Below are 18,318 nucleotides of genomic sequence, written 5' to 3' on the forward strand. Positions count from 1 at the left end.
CGCTCCTTACCGGGCCGGCTGCAGATGCGCCGGCAAGGCGTCAACGGCGGCGCGGGCCGCGCGGCGGTCTGTATTCAAGGGAATGTCGTAGGTGATGCGCGCGCCAAAGGCACCGGGGGCGTGCGGGTCGATGCGTGTCTTGTCGAACACCAGCAGGCGGGTGCCGAGGCTGAAGCCTTCGCTGAGGTCGTGGGTGACCATAAACACGGTCAGGCCGGTGGCGTGCCACAGCTCCAGCAGAAGGGCATGCATGTCCTTGCGGATGCCGGGGTCCAGTGCCCCGAATGGCTCGTCGAGCAGCAGCACGCGCGGCTTCATGATCAGCGCTTGGGCGATGGCCAGGCGCTGTTGCATGCCACCGGAGAGTTGGCTGGGGTATTTGTCCAGGGCATGGCCGAGGCCGACTTTCTGCAGGATGACGGCCGCCTGTTCGCGGGCTTCGCGTTTGGCGGCGCCGAACAGGCGACCGAGGATCGGCGCGCGTGGTAGCTCCAGGCCGATGGCGACGTTGTCCAGCACGCTTAGGTGTGGGAACACCGAATAACGTTGGAACACCACGCCACGGCTGGCATCCGGTTCGCCTGGCAACGGTTGGCCGGCCAGCAGGATTTCACCTTTGCTCGGTCGCTCCTGGCCCAGCAGTAGGCGCAGAAAGGTCGACTTGCCGCAGCCGGAAGCGCCGACCAGGGTGCAGAACTCGCCTTCGTTGACGGTCAAATTCAAGCGTTCGAGAACGACTTGATCGCCATATTCCTGCCAGACGTTTTTTACTTCGATAAACGGCTTCATGCCTTGCTCCCCGCAAACCAGGGGAAACACAGCTGAGTCACCCGGCGCAGGCCGAGGTCCATCAGCCAGGCAAGCAGGGTGATCCAGATGACGTAGGGCAGGATCACATCCATGGCCATGTAGCGGCGCACCAGGAATATCCGGTAGCCGAGGCCGTCGGTGGAGGCGATGGCTTCGGCGGCAATCAGAAACAGCCAGGCCGAGCCGAGCACCAGACGCAAGGCAATCAGCAGGCGTGGCAGCAATTGCGGCAGCACCACACGCAGGATCAGGGTCCAGGTGCTGGCGCCGAGGGTTTGTGCCTTGATCAGGATCTCGGTGGGGATCTCGCGGGCCCGTTGTTCCAAGTCGCGCGCCAGCACCGGGGTGATGCCGATAACGATGAGCATGACCTTGGATAATTCGCCGAGGCCGAAGGTGATAAACAGAATGGGTAGGATCGCCAGCGGCGGCACCATCGACAGCACCGTCAGCAACGGCGACAGCGGGGCGCCCAGCAGTGGCAGGATGCCTGCGGCGATGCCCAAGCACAGGCCGGCTACGGCGGCGATGCCGATGCCCAGGCCGAGGCGCGTGAGGCTGGCGGCGCTGTCCTGCCAGAACAGGTAGTTGCCGCTGCGTTTGTCTTCGGTGAAGGCCAGGCGGTCGATGGCGGCGACCATCTGGCTGGCGCTGGGCAGCAGTTTGTCATTGGGGTTGTCCGTCAGCCGCGCCGCCGAGCCGATGAAATAGGCAAACAGCAGCAGGGCGAACGGCAACAGGATCAGCAGCAAACGACCGCCGCGGTCCGGGTGTCGGTTGATTAGGCGCATGCAGAGCCCTCAAGGCCAGTGCGTAGGGTGGATGGCGTTTTATCCATCCACCCCAGCGGATTTACGGTGGATGAAAAGAGCGTCATCCACCCTACCTAGCGGTCAGAGCGCGCCGTCGGCCGCCATCTGCATGTAGCTCGGGTCGAAGCGCAGTTTGAGGTTGGCCTTGTCGCCGGTGGTGATGCCTTTGGCGAAGCTCATGCCGATGGCATCGCTGCTTTTCGCGCCTTCACCGAGCAGGCCGTGGCTGAAGGAGAACTCGGCCACTTTGCTCATGGTTGCTGGCAGTTTCGGGCTGTTGGCGAACGCCACGGCATCTTTGGCGGAGTAGAACATCTTGGTCACGGCCAGTTGCGACTCGTAGCCGGCCAGGTCGGTGCCGGAGGCCTTGGCCATGTGCTCGCGGGCGGCGATGCCGGCCGGGGTGTTGGCGCTCATGGTGGCCATGATTTCGTACCAGGCGCCGGTCAGGGCTTTGCCCAGGGCCGGGTTGTCCTGCAGGGTTTCGCTGTTGACCACCATCAGGTCGATGATTTCGCCGGGGATCTGGCTGGAGTCGAACACCTTGGTCACGCCTGGGGTGGCTTCGATCTCGGCCAGTAGCGGGTTCCAGGTGGTGACGGCGGTGACATCGTCGGTGGCGAAGGCGGCGACCAGGTCGGCGTCGGAGGTGTTCACCACTTTGAGGTCTTTCTCACTCAGGTGGGCGCGGTCCAGGCCGCGGGCCAGCAGGTAGTGGGATACCGACAGTTCCACCAGGTTGACGTTCTGGCCCTTGAGGTCGGCGAGGGTTTTCTTCTCACCCTTGAGCACGATGCCGTCGTTGCCGTTGGAGAAGTCACCGATGATCAGCGCGGTGCTGTCGACGCCACCGGCGGCGGGGATGGTCAGGGCGTCCATGTTGGTCATGGTGCAGCCGTCGAACTGGCCGGCGGTGTACTGGTTGATCGACTCGACGTAGTCGTTGAGTTGGGTGACTTCGATGTTGATGGCGTATTTCTTCGCCCATTTGTCGACGATGCCTTCAGCCTGGGCGTATTCCCATGGCATCCAGCCGGCGTAGATGGTCCAGCAGACGTTGAAGTCGGTCTTCGCTTCGGCGTGGGCCGGAATGCTCAGGGTGGCGGCCAGGCCGCTGGCGATCAGCGAGGAGAGCAGGAACTTGCGCATGGTGAAACCTCCAGTTCGATGAAATACGGGCAAGAGCAGCGCGGCACGGCCTCGCTGGGCGAGGTGCGCTATCTCCCGGGCTTTTATCCCGCCGTGTAACCCCGAACGAGGTCGCCAACTCTCGGACCAGTCACTTGCCTGTGCGTTGCCGCAGTCAGCGAGCCGGAACCCTAGTCAGCCATTGCAAGTTGTAGTGCCGCGCCCCCAAGGGGTGCTTCTGCATGGTTAGGCTTTAGCGAACATCGTGCCAGTTACTGCTAAGCGCCGAGGCGCGGGCTCTGCCGCGCCTGGGCTGGGTGTTGTGCGTGATTGGATGCGCGCAATTGGTGCGCGGTTTTAGGGGGTGGGCGCTTTTGTGGTGCTGGTTGGCAGTGGATAGAGCTAATGCCGTTAAAAAGTTTCGCGGTCAAGACCGCTCCCACAGAGTTCACAGGCGCCTCGGTCCTCCGGTCCCGTCAGGAGGCCGAGTGGAGGTGCTGTGGAGAGGGGCATTTGGCAAGGATGCCAAATGAGGAACGATGGGCGGGGCCGCCTAGGCCAGGGATGGCCCACCGTGACGACCTTCGGAACAGTGCTGGAACGAGGGGAGTTTCGCGTAGCGAAACCCGGATGCCGGGTGCGCTTTCTCTTTGGTTACTTTCTCTTTCGCGCAAGCATACGGAGCGCAGCGGAGTAACAGCCGCAGGCTGGCCCGAAGGGCGAGCAAAGCGAGTCAAGAGAAAGTAACTCGCCGTAAAGGCGAAACCAGTAGTCACTATGTACGCAGCAGTTAGCGGCTACTAGCCTATTTCAGCGGCCTGCTAGAGCTGCTGATCTGTGGCTAGCTGCAGATAGGTCGGGTCGAAGCGCAGCTTGATCTGCTTGTTGTTACCCATCACCAACGAGTCGCCGAAGCTGATGCCCAGGCGGCTGAGGCCGTTGCCATCCTCGCCCAGCAGCTTTTGCCCGTTGGCAAAGTTCACCACGCGTTGCATCAGCTGCGGCATGTTCTCGCTGCTGGCAAACGCCAGTGCCGGACGTGGGCTGTAAAACGAGCGCAAGGTGCGCAGTTGTTCGTCGAAATCGTCGGCCGTGGTGCCGGCAGCGGCGGCCATTTTTGCCCGTGCGGCCTGGCCTTCAGGGCTGGTCTGGCCCATCAGGCGCTGGGTCTCGAACCAGGCGCCGGTGAGGGCTTTGCCCAGCTCCGGGTGGGCGGCGAGGGTGGTGCTGTTAACCACCATGAGGTCGACGATTTCGCCGGGAATATAGCGCGAGCTGTACACCTGGGTGGCTGCGGTTTGTTGCTTGATGCTGGCCAAAAGGGGATTCCAGGTGATCACCGCGTCGCCCTGACCGGCGAGGAAGGCCTGGACTATATCCTTGTCGGAGACGTTCTGGATGGTCACGTCGCTGGGTTCGAAGTGGGCCAGTTCCAGGGCGCGGCTGAGCAGGTAATGGGACACCGAGTTTTCCACCAGCAGCACGGTCTTGCCCTTGAGGTCGCGCAGGCCCTTGTCGTGGCCGCGAATCAGGATGCCGTCGGCACCGGCGGAGAAATCGCCGACGATCAGGGCGGTGGAGTCGACCCCGGCCGCCACCGGAATGGTCAAGGCGTCCATGTTGGTCATTGCACAGCCATCGTATTCGCCGGCGCTGTAGCGCTCGATGGAGTTGACGTAGTCCGGCACTTCATCGACCTGAATGCTGATGCCGTATTTGTCCGCCCATTTTTTCACGATGCCTTCGCTGGCGGCATAGCCCCAGGGCATCCAGCCAGCAAAGATCGACCAGCAGACCTTGAAGGCGGGTTTTTCCGCTGCTAGTGCGGCGGGCTGGGTCAGCAGCAGCGCCAGCAAACAGGGCAGCAGACGCAGGAGTAGGGATGGGCAGCGCATAGAACACCTCGGTGGGTAGAACGGAATGGGTACAGGTGCACGCCAGCCTGATAGGCGTGATCTCCCGGGCTTTTATCCCGCCGTGTAACCTCGGTGGAGGTCGTCAACTCTCGGACCAGTCATCTGTGAACCTAGACAGATCGGAACCCTAGTCGACCATTGCTGCTTGGCACTCTGATGCGGCACTTCGGTGCCCTTGGCCAAGACTTTTTCCTGTGTTTTCAATGCGTTTGCGAAGTTCGTGCCAAGCCTTGGCGGTGCTGGATGGCTGTGACGAGCTTGGCGTTTTGCGGTTTTTTTGCCGCAGTATGCCGGTGCATTAACAGGGGTTGTGCGCCGCGCTGGTGCATGGGGCTGTGGGCCCGCGAAATATATTTTTGCCGGCACGGAGCTTTGTTCGCGGGCCGTGTTCGAAGTCTGTGGAAGATCTGAGGTCTTTCGGACGCCGGTATTCGCCGGCGTCATCCCAGCGGTCGAAGGAGGCCGCCACATGACTCGCCGAATTTTGCAGTCAGCCCTGTTGTCCCTGAGTTTGTCCCTTACTGGTTGTACCGTTTACGAGGTGGATCACCGGGGTTATTCCGCCCCGCGTTACCCCAGCTACGGCTATCAGCAACCGGTGTATCCACGGGCCTATTACCCACAGTACCCGCGGGTGCAGGAGTACCGTTATCCGCGGGCGCCGGTGGTGCAGGTCTACCGTCAGCCGCCACCGCGCTACCACGCGGCACCGCTATGGCCGATGGACGCGCCGCGTTATCAGGTCGAGCGCTCGCGCCATCGTCAGCACGAGCACCGCGAGGAGCGCCGTGAACGCTATCAGCAGCAGGCCCGTGAAGAGCGGCATGAGCGCTATGAACGGCATCAACGTAATGATCGCCGTGAAGAGCGTCACCGCGAGCAAGGTCGCGGCTGGGAGGCTCGGCGCTACTGAATGGGCGGCGCCACAGCCTGCTGGTCAAGCTCCAGCAGCAGACGCTGCCATTGGCTGGCGGCCGGTGACAGGCTCTGGCCGGCCCGGCTGACCAGGCCGTAGGCTGAGTGCTGCAAAAGCGTGGCGGGCACATCGAGTAGTGCGAGGTGTCCGCTGCGCACTTCTTCGGCGACCACATCCCAGGGCGCCATGCTTATCACATCACTTTCGGCCACCAGGGCCTTGAGCACCATAAAGTTGTCGCACTCGATGCCCAGTGGCTGTTCGCGGCCACTGAGGCGTTTGAGGTGTTCGGCCACTTCCTTTGGCAGTTGGGTGCCGGCCAACGGGTAATTGCCCAGGTCTGCCAGGCTGCGGGGTGCTTGGCTCAGTAGTGGGTGAGCGGGGCGGCAGAAGATCACCCCCGGCCAGCGTTGTAGGGGCAGGATCTGCAGGCGGCTATCGCCTTGCAGTTCGCGAATATCGGCGACAAACAACTCGATGCTGTCTTCTAAAAGGCGCAGGCGAAGGTTTTCCCAATTATCGATAAGTAGGTGCACCTGCACCCGTGGGTAGGCGCTGGCGAATTGGCCAATGGTGCGCGGCACCAGACGTGCAGCGGGATAGGGGCCGGCGCCCAGGCGTAATTCGCCGCTGGCCAGGTTGCCCAGCTGACTGACGGCACTGTTCAGCGCCTGGCTGCCCGCCAGCAAGCGCCGGGCGTGTTCCAGCACCAGGCTACCGTGGGCGGTCAGGCTAATGCCGCGGCTATGACGGTCTACCAGGTTGCAGCCAAGGCTGGCCTCCAGGGCCTGAATGCTGCGGCTGAGTGCCGGCTGGCTGAGGTGCACGGCGGCCGCCGCGCGGGCAAAGTGGCCGTGTTCGGCGAGGGCAACAAAGTGGCGGAGCTGGCGTAGGTCATTCATGCGTTTTGCGCATCACTTATTTGATTGGAATGCATTGGAATTATCGGCGTTGCTTTGCCACTCTGCCAGTACTGCTAATCATAAGAGTGCTTTGCGATGTCGACTGTCCTGCGTCTGAGTTGCCTGCTGCTGGCAACGGCCTTACCGCTCCCGAGCCTGGCGGCCTTGCCGGCCGAAACCATCGCGCCGAGCATCAATGCCGAGCTGGCTGAGCACACCAAACACTTCTCCAAGAAGCTCTACAAGATTGCCGACAACGTCTATTCGGCGGTGGGTTGGCAGCTCGGTAACGTGGCCATGATTGAGGCACCAGAAGGCCTGATCATCGTCGACACGGGTGAGTCGGTCAGTGAGTCGCGCAAGATCATGGCCGAGTTTCGTAAGGTCACCGACAAGCCGGTCAAGGCCATCGTCTATACCCACTTTCACCCAGACCACATCAACGGCGTGCAGGCCTTCGTGACCCCCGAGCAGGTGGCCAGTGGCGAGGTGCAGATCTACGCCCACGACAGCCTGCTGGCCAACGTGGTGGCCCAGGGTGCCTTGGTTGGGCCGATTCTTGGCGTGCGTTCGGGCTACAGCTTCGGCTCATTTCTGGACGCCGCTGACCAGCGCGACATGAATGCCGGCATTGGCCCTTTGGTCAAACCTGAAGCGTCGACCTTTCTCGCCCCGACCATCACCTTCGCCGACAAGCTGGATACCACCATCGCCGGCTTGCCGGTGCAGTTGCTGCACGTGCCCAGCGAAGCGCCGGACGAAATTGTCCTGTATTTGCCCAACAACCGGGTGCTGATCAGTGCCGAGGTGGATCAGGGGCCGACGCTGCCGAATATCCACACCCTGCGCGGCACCAAGTTCCGTGATCCGGTGCAGTGGGTGGCCAGCCTGGACAAGCTGCGCGCCTATCAGGCCGATTTCATGGTGCCGCTGCACGGCCAGCCGGTGTCCGGCCAGGCGCGAGTCGAGGAAGTGCTGCGCATGACCCGCGACGGGATTGCCTACATTCACGACCAGAGCGTGCGCTGGATGAACAAAGGCCTGACCCCCGATGAGCTGGTGGAGAAGGTCAAGCTGCCGCCGCACCTGGCCGGTTATACGCCGTACCTGCGTGAGTACTACGGTACGGTCAAACACAGCGTGCGGCAGATCTACAACGGCTACCTGGGGTGGTTTCAGGGTGACCCCGTAGACCTCGATCCAACCCCGCCCAAGGCCAGCGCCGAGCGGCTGATGGCCTTGATGGGCGGGCGCGACAAGTTGCTGCTGGAGGCCGGCAATGCCTACCTCAAGGGTGAATACCAGTGGGCGGCGGAGCTAGCCAGTTATGCCATTCGGGTGGATAACGAAGACGCCCTGGCGCGCGACATCAAGGCCCGCAGTTTTCGCAAACTGGGTTATGCGAGCATGAACATCAACTGGCGTAACTGGTACCTGATGAGCGCCATGGAGCTGGAGGGCAAATTCAACGGTGATGACATCAAGCAGCGCTCGGCGGACATGCGTGCGGTGCTGTTGTCGCCGGCCATGGTGAAAAACTTCACCCCGCAGATCTTCCTGCAGAACTGGATTACCCGCGTCGATCCGGACAAGGCCAACGACGTCAGCCTGACCCTGGGCTTCACCTTCCCGGACATCAATGAACAGTGGGCGCTGGAAGTACGTCGCGGCGTTGCCCAGTTGCACCGTGGCATTCCTGAGGGCACGGCGCTGCAGTTGACAATGGATAAAACCTTTATGGAAACCCTGCTGACCGGCGAAAGCGGCCTGCTCAAGGGTGTTTTGCTGGGCGATGTGAAGGTGCAGGGCAACCTGCTGGACATCAAGACCTTCCTCGCCTGCTTTGACTTCAGCGAAGAGCCGTTTGGCCTGACCGTGCGCTGAGCTGTTACAGCCCGGCCAGGTGCAACACCAGCTTGACCACGCCCACCAGAATCAGGACGAAAACCAGGGTAAACAACAGACCGAGGGCAATAAAGTGCCCCGGTTTGCCCTGGCTGAAGTCGCGGGCGCGGTTTTTGCCACTCTGCACGCCAAAGGCCGCGGCCAGCACGCTGTGCAGCATTTGCCAGAACGTCGGCGGGCTTGGGGGTTGTTCGTCCATTGCGATCTCCTTGTCTGCCAGCACAGCTTAGTCGTTGTGCTGGCAGCTATGCCGGTCGGTACAGCATTGGCGTGCTTAGACGGGCGTGTCGTGTGGGGCATCGACAAGGCATAGGCGTGCGTCGGTGAATTCGCCATTGAGGTGCTGCTGGTGCTAGGGCAAGCTGCCCGGATTGTTCAGCACCGAGACCTGTATGTCTGACAGTGATTTTCCTGATGATGCGCAGCAAACCGAACGTACCCGTGAAGTCATCCTGCGTTACCACCTGAGCTGGAAGCATCGCGACCTCGACGCGGTGTTGGCGCTCTATCACCCGGACATCGAGTACAACGACTTCTTCCAGCAGCGAAGCATGGGTTTGGCCGAGCTGCGCGAGTACGTGCAGGACAACTTGCCACGCCAGCCCGGCGAAACACTGGAACACAGCGACCGTATCCGCATCGATGGCCACACCGCATTTATCCAGTACCGGTTGTGCCTGCAGGGCAGTGACGGACTGGTGTCGTTTCGCACCGGCGAGGCGATTACCGTGCGTGACGGGCTGATCTGGCGGATCAACGAATACGCGACCCTGCTGCGCGAGGAGCGCACGGCCAGCACGGGCGGTGTCGCGCGTCCGGCTATCAGTCGCCTGGGCCTGTCGGCGCGCCAACTGGCTCAGTTGTCCCAGGATTTGCAGGAGTACTTCCAGCAGCACAAACCCTTTCTCGACCCTGAGCTGAACCTGCAGCAGGTCGCCATGGCGACTGGCTACAGCCGCAACCAGATTTCCCATCTGCTTAACCAGGTCCTCGGCCAGAGCTTTTACCGCTACGTCAACCAAGCGCGCCTGCAGCATCTGCTCGATGGCTTGGCCGCCGGCGCTGATCCGCGGCCGGTGGATGAGCTGGCGTCCGCCGCCGGATTCAATTCCTTGTCGGCGTTTTACAGCTGTTTTCGCCGGCATACAGGCCAGTCGCCCAAGGCCTACCTCAAGCAGATTTCCTTGCGGGCCCGCACGCACGACACGCCTTGAGGTGAGTCACTAAGCTCTGCGCATACCTCGTTTTTGGAGCATGCAATGAGCGACTGGCGCACCCTCAGTCTGTGGATGGATCAGCTTGACGAGCCACTGACTGCACGTCCCGCCTTGGGCGCCGAGCTGCAGGCTGATGTGGCGATCATCGGTGCCGGCTACACCGGGCTGTGGACCGCTTACTACCTCAAACGTCAGGCGCCGCAGCTGCGCATCGTCATCATCGAAGCGGAGACCGCCGGCTTTGGTGCTTCCGGGCGCAACGGCGGCTGGCTGATGGGTAACCTGTTGGGCGAGGACCGCCTGCTCGGCGGCTTGCCGGCAGCGCAGCGCAAAGCCGCGTTCGACCTGTTGCACGGCATTCCCGATGAAGTCGGCGCGGTATTGCAGCGCGAAGCGATTACCTGCGACTACCGCAAGGGCGGCGTGCTGTATTGCGCGGCGCGCTATCCGGAGCAGCAGGTCAGCCTGCGCGAGCAATTGCAGGGGCTGCGCGAGCTGGGCCTGGGTGAGGACGATTACCGCTGGTTGGCGCCCGCCGAGTTGGCGGCCCAACTGCGTGTCGCCAACCCCTATGGCGCTCTGTTTACCCCGCACTGCGCGACCATCCAACCGGCCAAGCTGGTGCGTGGCCTGGCCCGTTGTGTCGCGGCGCTGGGGGTGGAGATCTACGAGCAGAGCCGTGTCCTCGACTGGCAACCTGGCCTGGTGCGAACGACCCATGGCAGCGTGCGCGCCGACTGGGTGGTACCGGCTGTGGAAGGCTACGCCGCCAGCCTGCCGCCGCTGGGTCGCTATCAATTGCCGGTGCAGAGCCTACTGGTGGCCACGGAACCCTTACCGGCCGAGACCTGGGCGCAGATCGGTCTGGACCGGGGCCAGGCGTTCAGCGAGGCCAGTCGCCAGGTGACCTACGGCCAGCGCACCAGTGACGATCGTCTGGTCTTTGGTGCCCGTGGTGGTTATCGCTTCGGCGGGCAGTTGCGCACGGATTTCAACCTGACCAGCGATGAGCGCCAGCTGCGCCGTTATTTGTTCGGTGAACTGTTCCCTCAGTTGCGCGAGGTACGCCTGACCCACGCCTGGGGCGGCAACCTGGGTATGGCGCGGGGTTTCCATCCGCACATGTTGGCCGACCGGCGCAATGGCATCGCCTTGTCGGGTGGTTACGGCGGCGAAGGGGTCGGGGCCAGCAATCTCGGTGGCCGCACCCTGGCCGAGTTGATTCTCGGCAAGGACAGCGAGTTGACCCGTCAGCCTTGGGTCATGCGCGATGGGAACCTTCACCAGTTGCGTGGCTGGGAGCCTGAGCCGTGCCGTTGGTTGGGCTACAACGCCATCATCCGCAGTTTTGTCCATGAAGACCGGGTGCTAGCGGACCCGCACAGCGCACCTTGGCGCCGCCGCCTTGCTCAGGGTGTGGCGAGCTTCATGGAAGGTTTCATGCATTAGCAGAGCCGTTTCTAGGGCTAATCAATCGGGAGAAAAGCGTGACTATCACTCAGTTCAAAAACACCGCCAGCCTGCTGCTGGAAGACTCTAACCCGGTGGCTGTGCCGCTCAGCGAGCCGGTCGCGGTCACCTCGGTGACCAGCGTTGAGCGCAGCGACGGCGTGGAAACCGGCGTATGGGAGTGTTCGCCGGGGCGCTGGCGCCGGCAGATCGTGCAGCAGGAGTTCTGCCACTTTATCGCCGGGCGTTGCACCTTCATCCCTGACGAGGGTGAGCCGATCGAAATCCAGGCCGGTGACGCCATTCTCTTTCCCGCCAATACCACCGGTATCTGGGATATCCAGGAAACCCTGCGCAAGAGCTATGTGCTGATTTTCTGAGGACCTGTATAGCCGCTCGCGAGCTTTGCAGCGGTAAGCAAGCGCCCGTAGAGGCCCAGCTGCGTCTATTCACTGCCACTTCGATAACACTGATAAAAATGTTGAGGTAATCCCATGCTGAAGAAAGTCATCCCGCTGATGCTGGTGGCATCGGTTAGTCAGGCCGCGGGTGGTGTGCGTATTTACAACTGGACCGACTACATCGCGCCGGACACGGTGACAGCGTTCGAGAAGGCCTCCGGGTTGTCCGCTCAGTACGACGTCTATGACAGTAACGAAACCCTCGATGCCAAGCTGATGGCGGGGCGTTCTGGTTACGACGTGGTGTTTCCGTCCAACCATTTCATGGCTCGGCAGATCCAGAGCGGGGCGCTGCAAGTGCTTGACCGCAGCAAACTGCCTAACTGGGGCAACCTCAATCCGGTGCTGATGAAGGCTCTGGAAGGTAACGATCCGGGCAACCAGCATGGCTTTCCTTATCTGTGGGGCACGACTGGCATCGGTTACAACGTCGACAAGGTCAAAGCGGTACTGGGTGAAGGCGTGGCAGTGGACTCTTGGGATGTGATTTTCAAGCCGGAGAATTTGGCCAAGCTCGCTACGTGTGGCGTAGCCATCCTCGACAATGGCCCGGAGATGCTGCCGATCGCTTTGCACCAGCTCGGCTTGCCGCACCACAGTCAGAACCTGGAGGACTACAAAAAGGCCGAGGCACTGCTGATGGAGATGCGCAAGAACGTGCGCTACTTCCACTCATCGAAGTACGTCGGCGATCTGGCCAATGGTGATATCTGCCTGGCAGTGGGTTTCTCCGGCGACATCATGCAGGCCGCCAGTCGCGCCACTGAAGCCGGCAATGGGGTGAAGATTGACTACGTGATTCCTAAAGAAGGCGCGCCAATGTGGTTCGACATGGTCACCATGCCGGCCGATGCGCCGAATCAGGCCGAGGCCTATGCCTTTATGAATTACCTGTTGGAGCCCAAGGTCATGGCGTCCATCAGCAACTACGTGCATTACGCCAATGGCAACGGCAAGGCCGATACCCTGGTCGACCCGGCGCTTAAGGCGGACAACAAGGTCTATCCGCCACAGGATGTGATGAGCAAGTTGTACGCACTGGAAGCCATGCCGCTGAAGATCGACCGTGTGCGCACTCGCATCTGGAGCAAGATCAAGAGCGGCACCTGACGGTTACAGCGTCCCCTGAAGCCCCGGCACCGTCCGGGGCTTCGTCGTTTTACCTGCTGGCCTGCGCTTCTGCGTGAGTCGCTCGATGCTGCACGCGTGGCTCAAGCGTCAAGCAGGTCGAGGATCTGCGCGAAGGTCGGGCGTTCGGCGAGGTTTGTCGACACGCAGCGGCGCTGCAGTTGCCAGAGCGGCTCGAGTTCATCCGCGGTGCAGCGTTGTAGCAGCTCCTCCAGCAGGCAACCGAAGGCGCGCGCCTCAATGCGCTGCAGCGCCGCGCCAAGCGAACTGTCTGGGGCGAAGAAGGAGGCCGCGCCGAAGTCGCTGAGCAGGCAGTCGCCGTCTGGGTCGACCAGTAGGTTATGGCCATACAAGTCGCCATGCAGGATGCCCTTAGCATGCAGATGGCTCATGGCCGCGGCGGCGCCGCGGGCGATGTGCAGCGCTTCGCTGAGGCTAAAACGCCGTTCGCTTAAGTATTGATCGCGGGTGCAACTGGCCAACGAGGGCGGGCCGGCTAAGACCTGATAGCTCGGTTCGATTAGCTCCAGCAGCAGGCCTGCTGGCGCATCGGCTTGCTCGGCCAGCGGGCCGGCTACGCGGATCAGGTTGGGGTGCTCGCCAGCAGCCAGGCAGGCGGCCATTTCGCTGTGGGGCAGGCCATCGCTGGTGAGTGCGCCCTTGAACAGCTTGGCGGCCATTGCCCGTGACGGCTGGCCGGGAGACGACCACTGCGCGCGATGGATCATGCCACTGGCTCCCTGGCCAAGCAGTTCGCCAATCACCAGTTGCGTGCGCGCGATGGGCGGGTGTGGATGGCGAGCTAGAGCCAGCACTTCCTCGCGGTCGCTGAACGGGTTGCCGGCAAAGGCCAGCCAGCTCAGGCGTGGCAGTTGCACCAAGCACCGCGGCAAGGCGTCGAGCTGGTTGGCGGCGATGCGCAGCAGCTCCAGGTTGTGGCAGTTCACCAGGCTGGCGGGTAGTTCGCGCAGGCGGTTGCCGGCCATCATGAGTTTTTGCAGGCGCGGGCACTGGCCCAGTTCCTCAGGCAGTTGTTCGAGCTGGTTGTCGGTGAGGATCAGCCAGCGCAGCTTGGCCGGCAGGGCGGCCGCCGGCAGGTGGCGGATCTGGTTAGCCTTGAAGCCGACCATCTCCAGCTGCGGGCATTGGCCCAGCACGGCGGGTACTTCGATGAAATTATTATCGGAACAAAACAGCACGCGCAGTTTGTGCAAGCGCGGCAGGTCGGCGGGCAGGCTACTGAGCTGATTGCCGGACAGGTTCAGAATTTCCAGCGTATCGGCCAGGGTGAAGATGGCCTCGGGAAACTCGGTCAGGTCGCAGGCCAGGTCGAGGCGGGTGATACCGGCCAATTCGCCGCGGTGCAGTTGTTCAAGGCTGTGCATAGGTCATATCAAAGGCGTAAAAAAGGCGGCGAGCTTAGCACTACGCCGCCTGTTTGGCCGGTGAAAGCCGGGCGCTGTCAGCGATTCAACGCGCTGGCAGAAACGTACCAAACCCGGTGCGCTGACCGAGCTCAGGCACCACCTGCTGATCGGCGACGGCCAGTTTGCCGTTGATGATCACCTGCTCGACGCAGCCGTGCACGCGGTTGACCATGCGCTGGATGCCGAAGTTCTGCATCTCGGCCCAGGTTTCCTGCTCCATGTCCTGCTGCAGGCCGTTGGGGTCGAGCACCACGATGTCGGCACGGTCACCCACGCGAATGTAGCCGGCGTCGACGCCAAACCAGTCGGCCTGTTCGCCGGTCAGGCGGTGCACGGCCTGCTCGATGGTCATCGCCGGTTGGCCCTCGTCGATGCTTTCCTGCACCAGCTTGAGCATGCGCAGTGGCAGGTTGTAGAAGGCCATGTTGCGGATATGGGCGCCGGCGTCGGAGAAGGTGATCAGGGTGTTGGGGTTGTTGATCATCTTGCGCAGGCGGTCTTTGCGGTGGTTGCCGATCACGGTGAACCAACGCAGCGCGCGGCCATACTTGACCACCATGTCGAGGAACAGATCGACCACGTGCACGCCGCGTTCGTTGGCCACTTCAGCAAAGTTACGGCCGATGATGCTGCTGTCCGGGCAGTTGAGAATCACCGCATCGCCAAAGTCACGCTGCCAGACCCGTGGCGAGAGCTTCTGCGCATAGAACTTGCGGAAGTTACGGCGGTAGCCCTCGTCCTGCAGCAGGGCGTTGCGCTCGATCTGGTTCTTTAGGTCGAGGGCCATTTCGCCCGCGCCGAACTCCTCGAACAGCACCACGTCCATGCCATCGGCGTAAATCGCAAAGGGCGTCGGCAACAGCTGCCAGCGGAAGTTGCCGCCCAGCAGGTTGGCGCTCCAGGCAGCCAGGCGCGCCATCATCTGCAGGCTCTGGTTGCCCTTGAGGTCGAGCATGGAGATCAGCGTGGTCTTCAGCGGTTTGCCAAACAGGCCCAGGGCCTGCTGCAGGTACTGAGTGATTTGCAACGGGTTGGCCGCGTTCGGCGCGCCCTGATGCACGCGCCCGCGCTGGCGCAGCATGCGATTGAAGCGGCGGATTTCCTTCCAGCGCGCATAGGTGCTGGGCAGGCTCTTGGACCATTCGCGGTCGCCGTCGATCTTGTCCCACTTCAGGCACATGGTCGACAGGCCGAGGAAGCCGGCATTCAGCGCCGTGGCGAGGATGTCTTCCATCTGTTGCAGCTCGCTTTCCGTCGGTACCACGGCGCGGTCGGTGGCGCGGTGCAGGCCCATCACACCGACGCGCAGGTCGCTGTGGCCGAGCAGGCTGATGACGTTTGGACCCATGGGTTGTTGTTGGATGAACTCGATCCATTCCAGCGGAGTGGACCAGGTTTTGTGTTGTTGCAGAATCGGCAGCACCTTTTCGCGCGGCACGGTTTCTACCCGCGTGAAGATGTCCGAGGCATCCTCGGCGGGCGAGCACACCATGCTCAACGAGCAGCTGCCCACCAGCACCGTAGTTACGCCGTGGCGGACCGACTCCGAAAGGCTCGGGGCGACGATCAGCTCGGCATCGTAATGGGTGTGGGTGTCGAGAAACCCAGGGGCGACCCACTTGCCGGTGGCATCGATCAGGGTGGCTGCCTGGCTTGGGTCGAGAGGGTCGGTGCTGACCACCACCACCTTGCCATCGCGCACGCCGAGGTGGCGGATGGCCGAGGGACCGCCGCTGCCATCGAAGTAGCGGCCACCGTTGATGATGATGTCGAACTGGCTCATAAGCTGGGCTCTCGCATAATTATTGTTGTGTATGAGTGGGCCGAGCTTAGCGAGCTGTTGATAGGCTCACTTGTTATTAGACGACAAATCATCAATTCTGCGCTTTCTCCCGCCATGTCCGGGCAAGGCCCTTATGTCGATTGTTTATCAGGTGCGCAGCGGCGCCCTCAGCGGTTTTTTGCCTTTGGTTAGCTGCCTGAATGGCGATGCCGATGGCCTGTTGGCCGCGGTTGGGCTGGATCGCGAGGTGCTGGCCAATCCGGATCGGTTGATCGATATCGAGCAACTGGCGACCTTGCTGGACAACTGCGCCAAGCACCTGGCCTGCGCTGACTTCGGCCTGCGCCTGGCCGGTTATCAGGGCATCGACATGCTAGGTGTGCTCGGCCGGGTGCTGCTCACGGCGTCGACCCTGGGCGCGGCCTTCAATGCCGCGCAGCGCTTTATGGCCCTGCACAACAAGGCCGAGCACTGGCGCATGCGTGAGGAGGGCGGCCTGGTGTGCCTGCACCGCATTGAGCACTTCTATGCCATCGACAACCCCCGGCAATACCGGGAAATGGCCCTCGGCGCCTGCTGCCGGTTGGTGCGTGCTTTTGGCGGCGAAGCTATTCGTCCGCTGCGGGCCGAGTTCGTGCATCAGCCGCTGGCGCCGCTGTCACGCTACCGGCAGTTCTTTGGTTGCGAGGTGCTGTTCAATCAGGAGTTCGACCGGTTGGTCTTTGACCCCAGCGTGTTGCAGCGTCCGTTGCTTCCGCCCGATGGCCAACTGCTGGCGCAAGTCGACGATTACGTGCGCGACCTACTCAGTCGCTGCGAGGAAAATCTCGAACTGCAGGTGCGCACCTTGGTGTCGCAAACCATTGGTTTGCAGCAACACTCCCTGGCCCATATCGCCGCCTTACTGGGCTTGCACCCGCGCGCTTTGCAACGGCGTTTGCTGGCCGAGAACCTGCAGTTCAAGGCGCTGGTGCAGGACGTGAAGATGAAAACTGCCAGCTGGTACCTGAGCGCGTCCAGCCTGGAGATTACCCAGTTGGCGGACATGCTCGGTTACGCCGACATTGCTGCCTTTTCCAAAGCCTTTCGCCTCTCTCAGGGCGTGTCGCCCTCGCAGTGGCGGGCCGCGCATGGCGTCAGCAAGCCAATGATTTAGTCGGGTGATCGGTCGGGGCAGGGCAGCCTTGCTCGGGCTGGCGTGGTATCGTCTTGATTTGGCTAAAGAAGCAGTGCGGAGCAGGACATGAAATTCATACATCAGCGCGAACATTTGAATGAAGACGACGTGGTCGTCATCCAATGCTCGCAGACCTGCAACATCCGCCTGATGAGCGATGCGAACTTTCGCAGTTTCAAGAACGGTGGTCGCCACACCTACCACGGCGGCGCCTTCGATGCCTTCCCGGCGAAGATCACCGTCCCCAGCACCGGCTTCTGGAACATCACCATCGACACCGTCAGCCGCCGTGCTATCAGCGTCACACGCAAGCCCAACCTGACCCACTCGATCAAAATCTTGCGCAAGTCGTCTTCGCGCCTGAGCTGAGTCTTACGCAAAAATAAGGCGGCAATCCCTGTACGGGGTTGCCGCCTTTTTTTGTGCCTGGATCAGTCGACGAACAGGTCGGTCATCAGTTTGCCGCTTGGGTCGTAACGGTAGTGCTCGAAGTCGCTCACGCCGTGTTCGCGCAGCAGCTCTTCGTCGATCAGCAGGCGGCCGCTGATCGTGCGCTCGGTGCTGCTGAGGATGGCGTAAGCGGCATCAGCCATGATTGCCGGTAGGCGCGCGGCCTTCATCACGGCTGGGCCGCCGGCTTCAAACTCGATGGCGGCGGTGGCGATCACCGTTTTCGGCCACAGTGAGTTAACGCTGATGCCGTACTTCTTGAACTCCTCGTGCATGCCCAAGGTGAGCATGCTCATGCCGTATTTGGTGGTGGTGTAGGGGCCGTAGTTGGCGAACCACTTGGGGTCGAGGTTTACGGGTGGCGACAGGCTGAGGATGTGCCCGCGGCTTTGCTTCAGGTAAGGCAGTGCCGCCTGGCTGCAGACCATTACCGCGCGGGTGTTGATCTGGAACATCAGGTCGAAGCGCTTGGGCGGCAGGTGCTCGACGCCCATCAGCTTGATTGCGCCGGCGTTGTTGATCACGGCATCGATGCTGCCGAAGTGCTCGAAGGCTTTGGCCATGGCCGCCTTCACCGCGTCCTCATCGCGCACATCCAGTTGCAGGGCCAGGGCTTTGCCGCCGGCGGCTTCGACTTCGGCAGCCACCGAGTGAATGGTGCCGGGCAGCTTGGGGTGGGCTTCGGCGCTTTTGGCCGCGATGACGATATTGGCGCCATCGCGGGCGGCACGCAGGGCGATCTCGCGGCCAATGCCGCGGCTTGCACCGGTGATAAACAGGGTTTTGCCTTGCAAGGACATGGGCGTGCTCCGGGCTTTGTAAGTATTCGTCCGATTG

17 protein-coding genes and 2 riboswitches are annotated in these 18,318 nt (G+C 62.1%); of the genes, 8 read left to right on the forward strand and 9 right to left on the reverse strand.

The genetic code is table 11. The features are described from left to right. Positions 1 to 6 precede the first annotated feature (6 nt). The 4 genes from AC56DI_RS04015 to AC56DI_RS04030 all read right to left on the reverse strand — a co-directional run bounded on the left by AC56DI_RS04015 (position 7) and on the right by AC56DI_RS04030 (position 4,645). Positions 7 to 789, reverse strand: a complete 783-nt coding sequence (locus tag AC56DI_RS04015; protein WP_496345036.1) for an ABC transporter ATP-binding protein — start codon at positions 787 to 789, stop codon at positions 7 to 9. After that, positions 786 to 1,601, reverse strand: coding sequence for an ABC transporter permease (locus AC56DI_RS04020; RefSeq protein ID WP_496345037.1), 816 nt, complete (start codon positions 1,599 to 1,601; stop codon positions 786 to 788). The genes AC56DI_RS04015 and AC56DI_RS04020 overlap by 4 nt, the downstream gene beginning before the upstream one ends. 102 nt (positions 1,602 to 1,703) lie before the next feature. After that, complete coding sequence (locus AC56DI_RS04025; RefSeq protein ID WP_496345038.1) at positions 1,704 to 2,771, reverse strand: putative urea ABC transporter substrate-binding protein; 1,068 nt, start codon at positions 2,769 to 2,771, stop codon at positions 1,704 to 1,706. A gap of 70 nt (positions 2,772 to 2,841) precedes the next feature. Then, positions 2,842 to 2,956: riboswitch (guanidine-I (ykkC/yxkD leader) on the reverse strand. A gap of 615 nt (positions 2,957 to 3,571) precedes the next feature. After that, positions 3,572 to 4,645 carry a putative urea ABC transporter substrate-binding protein gene (locus AC56DI_RS04030; protein WP_496345039.1) on the reverse strand — a complete coding sequence of 358 codons (1,074 nt, stop codon included), beginning with the start codon at positions 4,643 to 4,645 and terminating at the stop codon, positions 3,572 to 3,574. 59 nt (positions 4,646 to 4,704) lie between these two features. Continuing rightward, positions 4,705 to 4,808, reverse strand: a riboswitch (guanidine-I (ykkC/yxkD leader). A 327-nt stretch (positions 4,809 to 5,135) separates the two neighbouring features. On the opposite strand from AC56DI_RS04030, the gene AC56DI_RS04035 reads away from it, so the two are divergent. Continuing rightward, positions 5,136 to 5,579 (forward strand): hypothetical protein, encoded by a 444-nt coding sequence (locus AC56DI_RS04035; protein WP_496345040.1) that lies wholly within the window; start codon positions 5,136 to 5,138, stop codon positions 5,577 to 5,579. On the opposite strand, the gene AC56DI_RS04040 is transcribed toward AC56DI_RS04035, so the two are convergent. Then, positions 5,573 to 6,484: a LysR family transcriptional regulator gene (locus AC56DI_RS04040; protein ID WP_496345041.1), complete on the reverse strand. Its 912-nt coding sequence runs from the start codon at positions 6,482 to 6,484 to the stop codon at positions 5,573 to 5,575. The two genes, AC56DI_RS04035 and AC56DI_RS04040, sit on opposite strands and share 7 nt — an antisense overlap. Before the next feature lie 96 nt (positions 6,485 to 6,580). Here AC56DI_RS04040 and AC56DI_RS04045 point away from each other — a divergent pair, with 96 nt between their 5' ends. Continuing rightward, complete coding sequence (locus AC56DI_RS04045) at positions 6,581 to 8,368, forward strand: alkyl/aryl-sulfatase (protein ID WP_496345042.1); 1,788 nt, start codon at positions 6,581 to 6,583, stop codon at positions 8,366 to 8,368. Positions 8,369 to 8,372: 4 nt separating this feature from the next. Here the strand turns inward: AC56DI_RS04045 and AC56DI_RS04050 are convergent, their stop codons facing one another. Next, positions 8,373 to 8,588 (reverse strand): DUF2970 domain-containing protein, encoded by a 216-nt coding sequence (locus AC56DI_RS04050; RefSeq protein ID WP_286817760.1) that lies wholly within the window; start codon positions 8,586 to 8,588, stop codon positions 8,373 to 8,375. Between the two features lie 193 nt (positions 8,589 to 8,781). Here AC56DI_RS04050 and AC56DI_RS04055 point away from each other — a divergent pair, with 193 nt between their 5' ends. The 4 genes from AC56DI_RS04055 (at position 8,782) to AC56DI_RS04070 (ending at position 12,626) form a co-directional block, all read left to right on the forward strand. Continuing rightward, on the forward strand, positions 8,782 to 9,603 hold the full coding sequence (locus AC56DI_RS04055) for an AraC family transcriptional regulator (protein WP_496345043.1): 822 nt from the start codon (positions 8,782 to 8,784) through the stop codon (positions 9,601 to 9,603). Positions 9,604 to 9,648: 45 nt separating this feature from the next. Continuing rightward, positions 9,649 to 11,055 carry an NAD(P)/FAD-dependent oxidoreductase gene (locus AC56DI_RS04060; RefSeq protein ID WP_496345044.1) on the forward strand — a complete coding sequence of 469 codons (1,407 nt, stop codon included), beginning with the start codon at positions 9,649 to 9,651 and terminating at the stop codon, positions 11,053 to 11,055. Between the two features lie 38 nt (positions 11,056 to 11,093). Then, the gene (locus AC56DI_RS04065; RefSeq protein WP_496345045.1) at positions 11,094 to 11,435 is read left to right on the forward strand and encodes a cupin domain-containing protein; all 342 of its coding nucleotides are present in this window, start codon (positions 11,094 to 11,096) and stop codon (positions 11,433 to 11,435) included. Between the two features lie 114 nt (positions 11,436 to 11,549). Next, positions 11,550 to 12,626 carry a polyamine ABC transporter substrate-binding protein gene (locus tag AC56DI_RS04070; protein WP_496345046.1) on the forward strand — a complete coding sequence of 359 codons (1,077 nt, stop codon included), beginning with the start codon at positions 11,550 to 11,552 and terminating at the stop codon, positions 12,624 to 12,626. A gap of 101 nt (positions 12,627 to 12,727) precedes the next feature. Here AC56DI_RS04070 and AC56DI_RS04075 read toward each other — a convergent pair whose 3' ends face one another. Both AC56DI_RS04075 and AC56DI_RS04080 read right to left on the reverse strand, forming a co-directional pair. After that, the gene (locus AC56DI_RS04075; RefSeq protein ID WP_496345047.1) at positions 12,728 to 14,029 is read right to left on the reverse strand and encodes a leucine-rich repeat-containing protein kinase family protein; all 1,302 of its coding nucleotides are present in this window, start codon (positions 14,027 to 14,029) and stop codon (positions 12,728 to 12,730) included. A gap of 85 nt (positions 14,030 to 14,114) precedes the next feature. After that, positions 14,115 to 15,854, reverse strand: coding sequence for an N-acyl-D-amino-acid deacylase family protein (locus AC56DI_RS04080; protein ID WP_496345048.1), 1,740 nt, complete (start codon positions 15,852 to 15,854; stop codon positions 14,115 to 14,117). A 133-nt stretch (positions 15,855 to 15,987) separates the two neighbouring features. Here AC56DI_RS04080 and AC56DI_RS04085 point away from each other — a divergent pair, with 133 nt between their 5' ends. Beyond that, the gene (locus AC56DI_RS04085) at positions 15,988 to 17,010 is read left to right on the forward strand and encodes an AraC family transcriptional regulator (RefSeq protein ID WP_496345049.1); all 1,023 of its coding nucleotides are present in this window, start codon (positions 15,988 to 15,990) and stop codon (positions 17,008 to 17,010) included. A gap of 87 nt (positions 17,011 to 17,097) precedes the next feature. Further along, positions 17,098 to 17,400 carry a DUF1883 domain-containing protein gene (locus AC56DI_RS04090; protein WP_324520119.1) on the forward strand — a complete coding sequence of 101 codons (303 nt, stop codon included), beginning with the start codon at positions 17,098 to 17,100 and terminating at the stop codon, positions 17,398 to 17,400. Positions 17,401 to 17,462: 62 nt separating this feature from the next. On the opposite strand, the gene AC56DI_RS04095 is transcribed toward AC56DI_RS04090, so the two are convergent. Then, on the reverse strand, positions 17,463 to 18,281 hold the full coding sequence (locus AC56DI_RS04095) for an SDR family oxidoreductase (RefSeq protein WP_496345050.1): 819 nt from the start codon (positions 18,279 to 18,281) through the stop codon (positions 17,463 to 17,465). Positions 18,282 to 18,318: the final 37 nt, after the last annotated feature.

The organism is Pseudomonas sp. BGA-UO-ETr-WB11, assembly GCF_059567785.1.

What these genes read in the sequence shown, in the direction of transcription:
- AC56DI_RS04015 (WP_496345036.1), bottom strand. Translation starts at nt 789, where the DNA reads ATGAAGCCGTTTATCGAAGTAAAAAACGTCTGGCAGGAATATGGCGAT.
- AC56DI_RS04020 (WP_496345037.1), bottom strand. Translation starts at nt 1,601, where the DNA reads ATGCGCCTAATCAACCGACACCCGGACCGCGGCGGTCGTTTGCTGCTG.
- AC56DI_RS04025 (WP_496345038.1), bottom strand. Translation starts at nt 2,771, where the DNA reads ATGCGCAAGTTCCTGCTCTCCTCGCTGATCGCCAGCGGCCTGGCCGCC.
- AC56DI_RS04030 (WP_496345039.1), bottom strand. Translation starts at nt 4,645, where the DNA reads ATGCGCTGCCCATCCCTACTCCTGCGTCTGCTGCCCTGTTTGCTGGCG.
- AC56DI_RS04035 (WP_496345040.1), top strand. Translation starts at nt 5,136, where the DNA reads ATGACTCGCCGAATTTTGCAGTCAGCCCTGTTGTCCCTGAGTTTGTCC.
- AC56DI_RS04040 (WP_496345041.1), bottom strand. Translation starts at nt 6,484, where the DNA reads ATGAATGACCTACGCCAGCTCCGCCACTTTGTTGCCCTCGCCGAACAC.
- AC56DI_RS04045 (WP_496345042.1), top strand. Translation starts at nt 6,581, where the DNA reads ATGTCGACTGTCCTGCGTCTGAGTTGCCTGCTGCTGGCAACGGCCTTA.
- AC56DI_RS04050 (WP_286817760.1), bottom strand. Translation starts at nt 8,588, where the DNA reads ATGGACGAACAACCCCCAAGCCCGCCGACGTTCTGGCAAATGCTGCAC.
- AC56DI_RS04055 (WP_496345043.1), top strand. Translation starts at nt 8,782, where the DNA reads ATGTCTGACAGTGATTTTCCTGATGATGCGCAGCAAACCGAACGTACC.
- AC56DI_RS04060 (WP_496345044.1), top strand. Translation starts at nt 9,649, where the DNA reads ATGAGCGACTGGCGCACCCTCAGTCTGTGGATGGATCAGCTTGACGAG.
- AC56DI_RS04070 (WP_496345046.1), top strand. Translation starts at nt 11,550, where the DNA reads ATGCTGAAGAAAGTCATCCCGCTGATGCTGGTGGCATCGGTTAGTCAG.
- AC56DI_RS04075 (WP_496345047.1), bottom strand. Translation starts at nt 14,029, where the DNA reads ATGCACAGCCTTGAACAACTGCACCGCGGCGAATTGGCCGGTATCACC.
- AC56DI_RS04080 (WP_496345048.1), bottom strand. Translation starts at nt 15,854, where the DNA reads ATGAGCCAGTTCGACATCATCATCAACGGTGGCCGCTACTTCGATGGC.
- AC56DI_RS04085 (WP_496345049.1), top strand. Translation starts at nt 15,988, where the DNA reads ATGTCGATTGTTTATCAGGTGCGCAGCGGCGCCCTCAGCGGTTTTTTG.
- AC56DI_RS04090 (WP_324520119.1), top strand. Translation starts at nt 17,098, where the DNA reads ATGAAATTCATACATCAGCGCGAACATTTGAATGAAGACGACGTGGTC.
- AC56DI_RS04095 (WP_496345050.1), bottom strand. Translation starts at nt 18,281, where the DNA reads ATGTCCTTGCAAGGCAAAACCCTGTTTATCACCGGTGCAAGCCGCGGC.